Annotated in this window: 12 protein-coding genes; 3 read left to right on the top strand and 9 right to left on the bottom strand. The window is 68.7% G+C overall.

The features are described 5' to 3' along the window. Positions 1-43: 43 nt before the first annotated feature. A complete protein-coding gene (locus tag G3I56_RS13600; protein ID WP_203689864.1) occupies positions 44-2,983 on the bottom strand; it encodes a UPF0182 family protein in 2,940 nt (979 codons plus the stop codon). Between the two features lie 165 nt (positions 2,984-3,148). Here G3I56_RS13600 and G3I56_RS13595 point away from each other — a divergent pair, with 165 nt between their 5' ends. Continuing rightward, complete coding sequence (locus tag G3I56_RS13595; RefSeq protein ID WP_164409213.1) at positions 3,149-3,691, top strand: PPA1309 family protein; 543 nt, start codon at positions 3,149-3,151, stop codon at positions 3,689-3,691. Between the two features lie 62 nt (positions 3,692-3,753). Here G3I56_RS13595 and G3I56_RS13590 read toward each other — a convergent pair whose 3' ends face one another. From G3I56_RS13590 to G3I56_RS13580, 4 genes are all read right to left on the bottom strand, one after another. Further along, positions 3,754-4,848, bottom strand: a complete 1,095-nt coding sequence (locus tag G3I56_RS13590; RefSeq protein WP_164409212.1) for a PDZ domain-containing protein — start codon at positions 4,846-4,848, stop codon at positions 3,754-3,756. Positions 4,849-4,906: 58 nt separating this feature from the next. Further along, complete coding sequence (locus G3I56_RS43205) at positions 4,907-5,065, bottom strand: hypothetical protein (RefSeq protein WP_006379628.1); 159 nt, start codon at positions 5,063-5,065, stop codon at positions 4,907-4,909. Positions 5,066-5,196: 131 nt separating this feature from the next. Continuing rightward, positions 5,197-5,658, bottom strand: coding sequence for a molybdenum cofactor biosynthesis protein MoaE (locus G3I56_RS13585; RefSeq protein ID WP_164409211.1), 462 nt, complete (start codon positions 5,656-5,658; stop codon positions 5,197-5,199). 158 nt (positions 5,659-5,816) lie between these two features. After that, complete coding sequence (locus G3I56_RS13580) at positions 5,817-6,929, bottom strand: SDR family oxidoreductase (RefSeq protein ID WP_164409210.1); 1,113 nt, start codon at positions 6,927-6,929, stop codon at positions 5,817-5,819. Positions 6,930-7,116: 187 nt separating this feature from the next. Between G3I56_RS13580 and G3I56_RS13575 the strand changes: the two genes are divergently transcribed. Together G3I56_RS13575 and G3I56_RS13570 are read left to right on the top strand one after the other, a co-directional pair. Continuing rightward, on the top strand, positions 7,117-8,520 hold the full coding sequence (locus G3I56_RS13575) for a zinc-dependent metalloprotease (protein ID WP_164409209.1): 1,404 nt from the start codon (positions 7,117-7,119) through the stop codon (positions 8,518-8,520). After that, entirely contained in the window at positions 8,517-9,032 is a 516-nt protein-coding gene (locus G3I56_RS13570) for an NUDIX hydrolase (RefSeq protein WP_164409208.1), read from the top strand. Before G3I56_RS13575 ends, G3I56_RS13570 begins: the two co-directional genes overlap by 4 nt. 66 nt (positions 9,033-9,098) lie before the next feature. Here the strand turns inward: G3I56_RS13570 and G3I56_RS13565 are convergent, their stop codons facing one another. The 4 genes from G3I56_RS13565 to G3I56_RS13550 all read right to left on the bottom strand — a co-directional run bounded on the left by G3I56_RS13565 (position 9,099) and on the right by G3I56_RS13550 (position 12,964). After that, positions 9,099-9,854, bottom strand: coding sequence for an AIM24 family protein (locus tag G3I56_RS13565; protein ID WP_164409207.1), 756 nt, complete (start codon positions 9,852-9,854; stop codon positions 9,099-9,101). Positions 9,855-9,871: 17 nt separating this feature from the next. Beyond that, positions 9,872-10,552 (bottom strand): AIM24 family protein, encoded by a 681-nt coding sequence (locus G3I56_RS13560; protein ID WP_164409206.1) that lies wholly within the window; start codon positions 10,550-10,552, stop codon positions 9,872-9,874. Positions 10,553-10,563: 11 nt separating this feature from the next. Continuing rightward, a complete protein-coding gene (locus G3I56_RS13555) occupies positions 10,564-12,228 on the bottom strand; it encodes a TerD family protein (protein WP_164409205.1) in 1,665 nt (554 codons plus the stop codon). Positions 12,229-12,361: 133 nt separating this feature from the next. Further along, entirely contained in the window at positions 12,362-12,964 is a 603-nt protein-coding gene (locus G3I56_RS13550; RefSeq protein ID WP_164409204.1) for a M48 family metallopeptidase, read from the bottom strand. Between the last annotated feature and the right edge of the window lie 120 nt (positions 12,965-13,084).

Below are 13,084 nucleotides of genomic sequence, written 5' to 3'. Positions count from 1 at the left end.
GGAGGAGCGGGAGCCACAGCCTCAGCAGGGCCTCCGAGCAGCACTAACTACTGGTGGAAGTACTGCTGGGACTGGGGCTGGGGCTCGCGGTACCGGAGGAGCCGCTCCCGGCGCCGGTCTTCTTGTCGGCCGCGGTCTGCGCCTCCTCAGCCCGCTTGAGCGCGTCCTCGAGTTCCGTCTGCGCCTTGCCGTACGCCTCCCAGTCGCCCTTCTTGAGGGCGGCCTGGCCGTCGTCGAAGGCCTTCTGGGCGTCGTTGAGGGCCTCTTGGACCGTCGGGTTGCCGGACGCCGGTGGCGGCGTCGTGCCACCGCCGTCGTCCGGTGGCTCGGTGGTCGTGCCCTCCGCCCCGAAGACCTTGTCGAGCGCGGCGTCGAGTGTGTCCTCGAAGGCGGTCTGGCCGTCGTAGGTCACCAACACCTTGCGCAACAGCGGGTACTTGAGTCCGCTGCCTCGTACGTAGACGGGCTCCACGTACAGCAGCCCGCCGTCGAGCGGCACCGTCAGCAGGTTGCCGTACTCGATCTCCGAGTCCCCGCCTCTCAGCAGCCTGATGGTCTCGGCGATGTTCTGTTCGGAGTTGAACTGGCTCTGGACCTGTTTGGGTCCGCTGACGGTTCCGCTCGTCGGCAGTTTCAGGATTCTGATCTTGCCGTAATCACTCGTCCCCGCCTCGGCGTTGACAGACATGAAGGCACTCAGGTTGTCCCTGCCGTTCGGCGTGAACGTCGTCGTCAGGGAGAACACCTGCGCCTGCTGGTCGGGCATCTTCATGCTCAGGTAGTACGGCGGCACCGCGTCGCCCGACTTGTTGCTCGGGTCGTCCGGCACCTGCCACACCTCGGAACCGCTGAGGAACGTCTCGGCGTCCGCCACGTGGTAGCGGGTCAGCAGCTCGCGCTGGACCTTGAACAGGTCCTGCGGGTACCGGAGATGGGCCATCAGCGCGGCCGAGATGTCGCCCTTCGGCTCGACCGTGTTCGGGAAGGCCTTCATCCAGGTCTTCAGGACCGGGTCCTTGGTGTCCCACTGGTAGAGCTTGACCTCGCCGGTGTACGCGTCGACGGTCGCCTTCACCGAGTTGCGGATGTAGTTGACCTGGTTCTGCTGGGCCACCACCGCGCGCTGGTTGTTGCCGGCGGTGAGCGAGTCGGCCGTCGTGTCTCCCAGCGTGGTGCGAGAGGCGTACGGATAGCCGTTCGTCGTCGTGTAGGCGTCGACGATCCACTGGATCTCACCGTCGATGACGGCCGGGTAGGCGTCACCGTCGATGGTCAGCCAGGGCGCTACCGCCTCGACGCGTTCCTTGGGCGTGCGGTTGTACAGAACCCGCGAACCCTCACCGATGGCACCGGAGTAGAGGATCTGCGGCTCACCGAACGCGACGGCGTACGCGGCACGGTTTATCGGGTTGGAGAGGCTGACTCCGCTCTTCCCCCGGTAGCTGGTGGTCTTCTCACCGGTGTCGTCGGAGTAGTCGATCTCCTTCTGGGGACCGCCGACGATCGAGTACTGGCTGGTCTTCTCGCCGTAGTAGATCCGCTGCTGGTACGTCCCGAGGTCACCCGTGGACGGCAGGTCGGACTCGGTGAAGACCGGGCGGCCCTGGGCGTCCCCCGTGGTGCCCTTGGCCGCGACCACGCCGAATCCGTGCGTGTAGCGGAAGTGGTCGTTGATCCAGTTGTTCTTCGGAATGCCGTTGAGGTTCAGCTCTCGCAGACCGATGACCGTGTCCTGGTCCTTGCCGTCCTTGCTGTACCGGTCGACGTCCAGGTTGGTCGGGAACGCGTAGTAGTTCCTGATCTGCTGGAGCTGCTGGAACGTCGGCGACACGATGTTCGGGTCCACGATGCGGATGCTCGCCGTGGCGTCGACGTCGTCGCGCAGCTTGGTCTTGTCCTCGGTGTCACTGCGGCCGGCGTACTCGCTGACCTTGGCGCCGTCGATGCCGTACGCCTCGCGCGTCGCCTTCAGGTTCTTCTCGACGTACGGGGCTTCCTTCGCCTGCTCGTTCGGCTGGACCTGGAACTTCTGCACGATCGCCGGGTACAGCCCGCCGATGAGGATGGCCGAGAGGACCATCAGTCCGAAGCCGATGACGGGCAGCTGCCAGGTGCGCCGCCACAGGGTCGCGAAGAACAGCAGCGAGCAGATGATGGCGATGCAGAACAGGATCGTCTTGGCCGGCAGGTAGGCGTTGGCGTCGACGTACCGCAGACCCGTCCAGTTGCCGGTCGCCTTGAAGTCACTCGACTTCACCGCGAGGCCGTACCGGTCGAGCCAGTACGCGACCGCCTTGAGGGCGACGAAGATACCCAGCAGCACGGACAGATGGCCCGTCGCCGCTGCCGTGGCGCGAGCGCCCGGGCTGGTGATGCGCAGCCCGCCGTACAGATAGTGGGTGAGGGCGGCGGCGATCAGGGAGAGGATCGCGGCTGCGAAGCCGAAGCCCATCAGGAAGCGGTACCAGGGCAGGTCGAAGGCGTAGAACGACACGTCCAGACCGAACTGGGGGTCCTTCTGCCCGAAGGACACTCCGTTGACCCACATCAGCCAGGTCCGCCACTGCCCGGACGCCGACGCGCCCGCGATGAGGCCGACCAGGGCGGTGATACCGAGCAGCAGCCACTTCTTGTACGGGGCGATGCCCATGCGGTACCGGTCGAGGCTCTGCTGCTCCATCGACATGGCGCTCAGCGGCGGGCGCAGCCGGTGCGCCAGCCAGATGTTCACCCCTACCGCAGTCGCCATCAGCAGACCGAAGACGAAGAAAAGACCGATCTTGGTCCACAGCGTGGTCGTGAAGACCGATGAGTAGTTGACCGAGCGGTACCAGAGCCAGTCCGTCCAGAAGCCCGCGAACATGATGAACGCCATGCCGAGTACGGCAAGGACGCCCAGCGTCATGAGCAGGGTCCGGACGCGCCGGGACGGGCGGCCCACTCTGATCCGTGGCCCCTGCGGGCCTCCGCCGCGGTCCGGCATCTGGAAAGCCAAGGTCGGCACCTCAAAAGTCGCTGTCGGTCCGTCAGGCCCCCGTGTTCGCGGACCATCCGTCAGGCCTCGTGATCGTAGAGGCCTCACCTATGCAACTTACTCACGCTTTACTCGGTTCCCGCTTCGGGCCATGAACGAGGCAGGATTGTGACCATGTCCAACACTCCCATGGCGGCGAACCCGCTCACCCGGGCCGTACTCGAGATCGACGAGTACGTCTCCGGCCTCGGCTGGGACCAGCCGGCCCGCCTCTTCGCCCTCGTAGACACCGCCCGCCTGCGGGTCCAGGAACCGGCTCTCGCAGCCCAGCTCGGCCTGGCCGACGAGCAGACGACCACCGGTCTCACCCCGATCGAGCAGGACGAGATTCCGGCGGGCAAACCGCTGGACGAGTTCCTCGCCACCATCGCCTGGCCCGACTCCGTGGTCGGCTGCGCCCTCACCGTCGAGCGCCTGATGCTCCCGCCGTCCGCGGAGGCGTCGGTTCCGGCGGGACTGAGCGAGAAGAAGCTGTCGGCCTGGGTCGCCGCGCACCCGGACCGTCAGGAGGTCCGGATGACGGTCGCGGTCCTGCGCGACGGCACGCGCGACTCGGCGGTACGCCTGCGCGAGAAGGACGCGGCGACGGAGGTACTGACGGGCTCGGGCCTGGTACCGGGCCTGGCGGAGGCACTGTCGGCGACGTTCGCGGACTAGCGGAGGAACGAGATGTGGGTGAGCGGCCCTACGGACCGCTCACCCACATTCCTGCCCGACTACTACTTGGTGCCGCACTTCGGCAGCTCACCGGTGTCACCGGAGCGGATGTCCTTGAGAGCGTTCAACGCCTCACCGATGGTGCCCACCTTGACGAGCGTGAGCCCGTCGGGGGTGTCCTTGGCGGCGGCCTCACAGTTGTCGGCCGGCGTCAGGAAGTACTGGGCCCCCTTGTCCCGCGCGCCGACGGTCTTCAGCTCGATCCCCCCGATGGGGCCGACCTTGCCCTCGTCGTCGATGGTGCCGGTGCCGGCCACGAACTTGCCGCCCGTGAGGCTCCCGGGCGTCAGCTTGTCGTAGATACCGAGAGCGAACATGAGACCCGCGCTGGGCCCTCCGACATCGGCGAGCTTGATGTCGATGGTGAAGGGGAAGGTGTGGTCGGTCCCGGCGGAGATCCCGACGATGGCGCGCTCGGCGTCGTCGTCCTCGGACCTGGTGGTCGTGATGGTGACGTCCTGTGTCTTGGTGGCCGCCCGCTTCGCCTTCTCGGCGGCTGCCTGCTCCGCGGCGGGCACGATGGTGAAGACGACCTTCTCGCCGGCCTTGTGCTTGGTCACCAGCTTGGCGACATCGCCGGGCTCCTTGACCGTCGTACCGTCGACAGCCTTGATGACATCACCGGCGTGCAGCGCGCCCTCGGCCGGGGACCCCTTCAGGACAGTGGAGACGATCACCCAGGACTGCACCGGGACGTCGAGCTGCTCCAGGGCCGCGACCTTGGCGCTCTCCTGGGACTGGCTGAACTCCTCGGCGTTCTCCTGGGTCGACTGCTCCTCGGTCTTGCCGTCCGGGTAGAGCGTGTCGTGCGGCACGATCTTGCTGTCGTGCGTGAGCCACCCGAACACGGCCTCTACGAGGTTCATCTTGTAGTCGGCGCTGGTGACCCGAACGGTGGTCATGTTCAGATGCCCGGTGGTCGCGTAGGTCTTGCGCCCGGAGATCTGCAGCACCGGGTCGCCGCCGTGGTCCCCGAGAGTGTTCACGGTCGGCCCCGGCGACAGCTCCGAATACGGCACGTTGATGAACACTCCGGCGCACAGGAGCGCGATCAGCATCAGGGTGGAGGCGAGCAGCGTCGCGGTGCGGCGTGGCATGGCACGACAGTACGGGACGGTCCTGTCGGCGCACCGTCAGGGCCGCCCGTCCGGTGGCTCAGGTACGGGACTTCTCCATGGCCTCGCGGAACCGCTCGTAACCGTCGAGTTCGGGACCGTCACCGCGCGTCCTGCGCGTCCGGTTGGCCCAACTGCCCCACAGACCGGCGCCGATCGCAGCCACAAGCGGAATCAGCAACCAGGCGAGTGCCGCCATGCCGACCTCCCAACCCCAAAGAGCGACTGCAACTGACTGATCAGCAGATTAACTTCCGCCGTGTCAACGCTCACGCCCGGGGGGCGGTTACGCAACCGGAGACGCCTCACGCACAGGGTCACCCGCCCGGCTCAGCAGACGCCGACCCATTCTTCGGTCCCGTCGGAGAACGTCTGGTGCTTCCAGATGGGCACCTCGTGCTTGAGGTCGTCGATCAGCTTCCGGCAGGCCGCGAAGGCCTCCCCCCGGTGCGGGCAGGACACGGCGACCACGACAGCGAGGTCCCCCACGGCCAGGTCCCCGACCCGATGCACAGCGGCGAGCGCACGCACCGGAAACTCGGCGACGACCTTCTCGGCGACACGCCGCATCTCGGCCTCGGCGCTGGGGTGACACGAATAGCCGAGCGCCTCGACATCGGCACCACCATCGTGATTCCGCACGGTCCCCACGAACAGGGCGGTCCCCCCGGCGGAGTCGTCTCCCACAGCCCGGAAAACCTCATCCAGGGAGAGCGGCGCCTCCCGAACGGCAACGAGCTTGATGGGCTCCAGAGCGGCCTGCTCACCGGGATGATCACTGAGGGATGCCATACCCCTCATCGTGCCACGCCCGCACATACAGCCCGTCCGGCGTTTGAGGACGAGGCCCCTTCAGGGCCGAAGCGGGGGCCTGGGGGCGCAGCCCCCAGGAACAGGATGGGACGGGTAAGGGCGGCGGGGGCGAGAAAACTCCACCCGCGCCCCACCCCTCAGATCCGCCGCCGAGCCTTCCGAGCCCGCCGCACCAACGCGGCCGTACCCAACAAAGCCACCGTCGCCCCCGCGGCCCCCGCCGCGGTCGCGTCCTTCCGCCCAAGCCGCCGCCCAGCCAGCGTGTGCCGCCCGGCAACCTCCTCGAGCAGCTCCGCGAGCACCTCCTCGTTGCTCCACTGAGGCCGCCACCCGGCATCGTGCAGCCTGCTCCCGCTCACCACCCAGGGATACATCGTGTACGCCAGATCCCCGGCCGGTGAGGGCGTGAGCCCGATCCTGTGCAGCCGGGCTGCCGCGCCCAGAGCGACAGCGGACGGCAGCTCCATGCGCCGGATCCCGCTGATCTCCTCGACCTGCTCCTGCTCCAGCCACCCGTCGCACCCGACGGCCAGCTCTCCCTCGACCTTCTCCAGCACCGCGTACTCCAGAGCGCTGCACAGATCCTCGACGTGACAGAACTGCCAGGCGGGCCGCGACCCGGCCACGACCAGCAGCCGAGGCGACTCGAAATACCTGGTCAGAGCGGTGTCCGTACCGCCGATCAGCACCGCGGGCCGCACGACCGTCACATTGAGCCCGGGATGCGCCCGCGGTGCGCGCCGGGCGAGCCGCTCGATCTCCAGCAGGTCGCCGACCCCGGTCGCCTCGGCAGTCGCGCGCAGCTCGGCGTCCTCCGCGAGCGGCAGTTCGTTGTCCGGCAACGCCCCGTAGACCATCGCGGACGTGCACAGCACGACCCGGTGCACCCCGGCCGCGGCGGCAGCCGTCAGCACGGTCTGCGTCCCGCGCACGTTGTACGCCGTACGGGCCGCGCCGTCCGTCTCCAGGTCCAGATCCAGGGCCAGATGGACCACGACGTCGGCGCCCCGCAGCTTCTCCGCGATGGCCGGATCCCGTACATCGAGGATGTGCCACTGCGCCGCCGCGCACTCGCCGCGGCGCTCGTCGATGGCGACGACCTGCTTGATCTCCTCGGACGCGGCGAGTCGCTCCGTGAGCAGCGCTCCGATGCCTGCCGCGGCACCGGTGACCGCGACGACCGGCCCGCGTTGGGCCGGGTTGGTTGAGTGGTTTCGCGCTGCGCGAACCTGCGGATCTGGGGAACTCACCGGCGTCTCCAGCGGTTGTCTTCAGTAAGGACGCGCGTGACGCGTACGTACCAGGTGACATCCATCCTGCCGCAGGCCAGGAGTCGGCGAAGCACCGAGCCCCCAACCGGCCACGGTGTCTAGGCTGGGTGGTGTTGTCGGGCAGCCGCCGTCGAAGAGCCGACGGCCTTACCAGCCGAGGAATCCCGTGAGTGACACCCCATTCGGTTTCGGCCTTCCGCCGGAGGAGCCGGAGAACGGCGACGAGGGCAAGCAGGAGGACCAGCAGGGCGGTGGTGGTCAGGGACCGTTCGGTTTCGGACTGCCCGGCTTCGGTGGTCCCGGAGGCGACAATCCGCTCGCAGCCATGTTCGGTTCCATGAACCCCAACGACCTGGGCGCCGCGTTCCAGCAGCTGGGCCAGATGCTCTCGTACGAGGGCGGTCCGGTGAACTGGGACATGGCCAAGCAGATCGCCCGCCAGACGGTCTCGCAGGGGACGTCCGACGGCACCAAGGACTCCAGCATCGGCCCCTCGGAGCGCACCGCGGTCGAGGAGTCCGTCCGACTGGCGGACCTGTGGCTGGACGACGCGACATCGCTGCCGTCCGGTGCGGGCTCCGCCGTGGCGTGGAGCCGCGCGGAGTGGGTCGAGGCCACCCTGCCCGCCTGGAAGGAGCTGGTCGACCCGGTCGCCGAGCGCGTCGGCGCGGCCATGGGCGATGTCCTGCCCGAGGAGATGCAGGCCATGGCGGGCCCGTTGATCGGCATGATGCGCTCCATGGGCGGCGCGATGTTCGGCACGCAGATCGGACAGGCGGTCGGGGTGCTCGCGGGCGAGGTCGTCGGCTCGACGGACATCGGTCTGCCGCTGGGCCCGACCGGCCGGGCCGCGCTGCTGCCGGCGAACATCGAGGCGTTCGGCAAGGACCTGGGTGTGCCGCAGGAGGAGGTACGGCTGTATCTCGCCCTGCGCGAGGCCGCCCACCAGCGCCTGTTCGCCCATGTGCCGTGGCTGCGTTCCCATCTGTTCGGCGCGGTCGACGGCTACGCGCGCGGGATCAAGGTCGACACGGCCAAGCTGGAGGACGTGGTCGGACAGTTCGACCCGCAGAACCCGGAGCAGCTGCAGGACGCGCTTCAGCAGGGCATGTTCCAGCCGGAGGACACCCCGGAGCAGAAGGTCGCCCTGGCCCGTCTGGAGACGGCGCTGGCCCTCGTGGAGGGTTGGGTGGACGCGGTGGTGCACGCTGCGGCGAAGCCCCGCCTGACGTCCGCGGACGCGCTGCGTGAGACCCTGCGCCGCCGGCGTGCCTCGGGCGGCCCGGCCGAGCAGACGTTCGCCACCCTGATCGGCCTGGAGCTGCGCCCCCGCCGTCTGCGCGACGCCTCGCGCCTGTGGGCGTCGCTGACGGACGCCCGCGGTGTCGACGGCCGGGACGGCCTGTGGGCCCACCCGGACATGCTGCCGACGGCCTCCGACCTGGACGACCCGGACGGCTTCGTGCACCGCGAGCAGCTCGACTTCTCCGAGCTGGACAAGATGCTCGGCGAGGCGGCGGGCGGCTCCGCCGAGAAGCCGGACCTGAAGAAGGACGACGACTCCGAGTGACTCTCCACGACGACACGGTCCAGGTGCTGGAGAAGTACGAGGATCAGCAGGATCTCCGTCAGGTCTACCTGGACCATCTGGACGGCCATCCCGACGGCATGTGGAAGGCCTGCGAGGACGGACATATCACAGCCAGCGCTCTCGTGATCGACCCGGAGCGTGAGCGGGTCCTGCTCACGCTCCACAGGAAGCTGCGGATGTGGCTCCAGATGGGCGGTCACTGCGAGCAGAGCGACAACACGCTCGCCGATGCCGCGCTCCGCGAGGCCACGGAGGAGTCCGGCATCCCCTCGCTGAGTCTGCTCCAGAGCACTCCGGTCCGCCTGGACCGGCACCACACGCCCTGCGCCTGGCACCTGGATGTGCAGTACGCCGCCCTGGCCCCGCGGGGAGCCGTGGCGGCGATCAGTGACGAGTCCCTGGACCTGCGCTGGTTCGCCTACGACGAGGTGGCGGACGTAGCGGACGACTCAGTCGTACGACTGCTCGAAGCAACCCTCGCCAGACTGTGAACGTGTAAGGGGCGACCACCCATGGCGGTCGCCCCTTACACGTCACCTGCCACCTGGCCGGTGCGACTAGCTCCAGGCGTTGCCCTGGTTCTGCGCCCGGGCCCCGTGCTGTCCCATACCGAACTGGGCGGCGGCGCCCGAGCCGATCTGGGCGTTCTGCGGCGGCAGCAACTCGCTGGGCTGGACCAGCGCGTAGCCGCTGCCCATGAAGCTGAGCTCCCAGCCCTCGCCGGTGTTGCCGCGGCGTCGCCACACTCCGGAGGTGTGCGTCTGGGCCTGCATCTGCACGCGCAGGCCGGTCGACCAGGCGACGATCGCGTCGGCGTCACAGTTGACGTACTTGTCCGGCGTCACCTGCATCATCAGCGGCGCGCCCGAGGTCATCAGAGCGACCCTGCCGCGGCCGGTGATGTTGAGCTGGTACTTCCCGGAACCGGAGATGCCGTACAGGCTGTCCACGGCGATGACCTCGTGGTGCAGCCCGGAGTCCATCGCCAGCACGTAACTGCTGTCGACCGTCAGCCCGTCCTGCTCCACGTCCACCACATGGATGTGCTGGGCGAGGTTGGCGAGATAGACGGTGCCCTGGCCGTGGCAGCGCATCAGGTCCAGGCCCTCGCCCGTTTGTGCGCGCGAGCGGCCCTGGTTGCTGCTCTGGTACTCGGCGTCGAACTCCATCAGGCCCTGGTAGGCGACCATCGTGCCCTTGCGGGCGAGGATGTCGTCGTGGCCCTCCAGGGTGACCCGGAGCATCTGCTTGCTCTGCAGACTCCAGCGTTCCTGGGTCTGCGAGTCGTTGTGCGCGAAAAGTGGGCTCTGCATGGCGTTCTGGTTCCCCCTCAGCCCCGGACCCGGAGACGGTCGGTGCTGTCCTCGCTGGGCTGGACGACGACGATGCCCTGGCCGGAGAAGGCCATCTGGTAGGCCTCGCCGCTGCCCCGCCCGATGAGCGACTGCGCCTTGAAGCTGCGCTTGCCCTTCACCTTGAGGTTCGGGGACCAGGCGACGAGCGCGTCCGGGTCGACGTACGTCTCGTCGTCGCCGCCACCGCAGTCGACGACGATCGGCTTGCCCCGGGAGGTCAGCGCGACCCAGCCCTGCCCGGAGATCTTGGTGTTCCACAGGCCCTGCCCGGCGAACTTCGCCAGCCCCTTGACCCGCTCGACGCCCCAGGTGAGGTGTGCGTCGAAGGCGAGCAGGTTGGTGGCGTTGACGGAGATGCCGTCGCCGTTGAGGTTGATCACGACCACGTTCGCGCCGTAGTCGGCGAGATAGAGCAGGCCGTCCCCCGAACACTTCATCAGGGGCGCGCCCTCGCCGGTCATCCAGTCCTTGGCGATCTGGCGTACGGCCGGCGGGTTGGGCTCGTACTGGACGAACCCTTCGTAGGCGACCATCGACCCCACGCGCGCGAGGAGGTCGTTTCCGGTCTGCATGGCGACCTTCAGCATGTGATTGCCGTGGTTGTCCATGCGGGCGGTGACGGGTGCGGGAGCGTAGCCCGCGAGTGGCTGGTTCATGACGGGCTCCCTCAGACCTCGTACGGCTGGACGACGATGAAGTTGCCGGGCGCGCCTCGGAACTGGAGGTTGACGCCCTCCCCGGTGTCACCGGGGTAGGCGTTGCGGCGCATCCGCACCTGGCTGGAGACAACCACCTGGGAGGCGGCGGACCAGGCGACCACGGCGTTGCAGTCGGCGAACGTGGTGGGCGTGACGGGCAGGACGACGGGGACGCCGTGCGTCTTCACGACGATGGTGCCGGTGCCCGTGAACAGCATGGTGAAGAGGGCACCGCCGGGAATGCCGTGTCCCTCGACGCGACGCACCTCGTACTGGAGGCTCTCGTCGAACGCGAGGACGTTCTCGGCGGACACGCAGATGCCGTCGCCCTGCAGCTCGATGGGGTGCAGCATCGTGGAGTTGTCGGCGAGGAACACCTGGCCCTGGCCGGTACAGCGCATCAGCTGCATCTCCTGGCCGGTCGCGCCACCCACGACGCGGCCGGCGAATCCGGCGCCCTTGTAGCTGAAGTCGACCTTGCCCTGGTAGAGGACCATGCTGCCCTGTCGGGCCAGCACGGGCTGACCGCCCATGCCCAGGTCGACGCGGATCAGCTTCTTGTTCTGCTGCGTCCAGCGCTGACCGGTCGGCGTCTCCTTGAACTGCTGGAGCGCGGCTGTGACGCCGGCGCCCTGCCCAGCACCTTGCGGTACGCCCTGGGGCACGCCGTAGGTGGCCTGCGGGCCGGGGACCTGCCCGAACGGGGGCTGCTGGCCGTAACCCGGGGGTGGGGTCGGCTGCCCGTAGCCGGGCGGGGTCTGGGGCGCCTGGGGCTGGCCGTAGCCGGGGGGCAGTGACCCTGTCTGGGCGGGCGGCTGGCCGTACGGGGCCTGCGGGTGCCCCGGCTGTCCGTAGGGCGCCGGAGCCGGAGCCGGGGGCGGTACCTGGGCGCCGCCGGGCGGTGTCAGGGGCGCGATGATGGTGGGAGCCGCGTGCATCGACGGCGCGGGGGCCGGAGCCGGGGGCGCGGTGGCTCCCGGAGGGGGCGCGAAACCCTGCGCGGCGGGCTGCTGAGCGGCGGGGGCCGGTGCCGGAGCACCGAACGCGGGCGGCGCGAAACCGGGAGCGGCACCGGTCTGGGGCTGCTGCGGAGCGGGCTTCTCCTCCTCGGCGACCTCCCCGCCGAAGTTCTTCAGCAGCGCGTCGAGGCCGCCGTCGAAACCCTGTCCGACCGCGGCGAACCGCCACACGTCCTTCAGGTAGAAGTCGCCCAGCATCACGGCCCGCTCGGTGGAGAACTCCGAGCCGTTGAAGGAGTAGCGGGCCACCTCTTCACCGCCGGCGACGATACGGAGGTATCCGGGGGCGATCTGCGACATCTGCCCGGCGCCGTCGAGCGTGGCCGTGAAGGACAGTTTCTGGATCTGCGGCGGGATCCGGTCGAGCGTGACGCGGAAGGACTCCGTGTCGCCCGCCTGAGCGCCCAGGATCTGGATGGACTCCTCGGGTGACTTCGGCTGGTTGAAGAAGACGAAGTACCGGTCGTCCGAGAGCCGCTCGTCGGCGTCGAGGCCGAAGCAGCTGATGTCGAAGGTCAGCCCCGGTCCGGAGATCTGTACACCTACGTACAGGTCCGTGCCCGCTGTGAGATCACTGATCCTGGCCTTGTGGCCGCGTTGGAATTCCCTGGCCATGCGTACCGACCGTCCCCCATCCCGAATGCCGAATGCGTCGGGTCAGGCTAACGGCTAATTCCGGACGTGACCCGAGCCGGTACAAACCCGGTACACAACACCCCGTCACCACCGCGCACTCGCGGCCCGGAGATCAGTCCCCGCGCGCGGAGGGCGGATGCGGCAGCCGGTCGGCGGCGACCACTCCTTCAAGGTAGCCACGGGCCCTCTCGGTCCGCGGATACGCGTCCAGGAGCCGCCAGAAACGGGGCCCGTGCCCAGGAACCAGCAGATGCGCCAGCTCATGGAGGAGGACGTAGTCGACAACGTACTCGGGCATGCCCTGCAGCCGGTGCGACAGGCGGATGCTGCCCTCGGCCGGTGTGCACGATCCCCAGCGCGTGTTCTGGTTGGTGACCCAGCGCACCGAGTTGGGCCGGGCGCGGCCTTCGAAGTACTGGGCCGACAGCTGCTCGGCGCGCTCGGCCAGCTCGCTGTCGCCGGGCACCCGTTTGTTCTTGCTCTCCTGGGCGGCCAGTTTGTCGAGCATGACAGTCACCCAGCGTTTTTCCTCGGCCTCGGACATCCGGGCGGGGATGAGCACGACGGTGCGATCGCCCTCGCGGTACGCGGAGACCGTCCGGCGTCGCCGGTCGCTCCTGCGAACCTCGATCGCGCTCGCCCCCGAGCCGCTCGGCGGCTGGCTCGTCGTACTGCGCTGTGGGTTTCCGGCGCGGTGCAGTGGGTCGGCGGGCACGGCACGACGTTACCCGCTGTGCATGGAGGAAGTCTTGACTCCGGCGCGGTTCGGCGGCGATCCCCACCATGCGTTTGATTTGTACGACTAACACCCACCGCCTGTGGACAACTTTCGACG

The sequence above is a fragment of the Streptomyces sp. SID12488 genome (genome assembly GCF_010548275.1).
In the GTDB taxonomy this organism is placed as follows: domain Bacteria; phylum Actinomycetota; class Actinomycetes; order Streptomycetales; family Streptomycetaceae; genus Streptomyces.
Note: the sequence above shows the minus strand (reverse complement) of the source record. Positions and strands in the feature narration are given on the sequence as shown.

Coding starts and splice junctions, on each gene's coding strand:
- G3I56_RS13600 (WP_203689864.1), bottom strand. CDS start 2,983: ATGCCGGACCGCGGCGGAGGCCCGCAGGGGCCACGGATCAGAGTGGGC.
- G3I56_RS13595 (WP_164409213.1), top strand. CDS start 3,149: ATGTCCAACACTCCCATGGCGGCGAACCCGCTCACCCGGGCCGTACTC.
- G3I56_RS13590 (WP_164409212.1), bottom strand. CDS start 4,848: ATGCCACGCCGCACCGCGACGCTGCTCGCCTCCACCCTGATGCTGATC.
- G3I56_RS43205 (WP_006379628.1), bottom strand. CDS start 5,065: ATGGCGGCACTCGCCTGGTTGCTGATTCCGCTTGTGGCTGCGATCGGC.
- G3I56_RS13585 (WP_164409211.1), bottom strand. CDS start 5,658: ATGGCATCCCTCAGTGATCATCCCGGTGAGCAGGCCGCTCTGGAGCCC.
- G3I56_RS13565 (WP_164409207.1), bottom strand. CDS start 9,854: ATGCAGAGCCCACTTTTCGCGCACAACGACTCGCAGACCCAGGAACGC.
- G3I56_RS13560 (WP_164409206.1), bottom strand. CDS start 10,552: ATGAACCAGCCACTCGCGGGCTACGCTCCCGCACCCGTCACCGCCCGC.
- G3I56_RS13555 (WP_164409205.1), bottom strand. CDS start 12,228: ATGGCCAGGGAATTCCAACGCGGCCACAAGGCCAGGATCAGTGATCTC.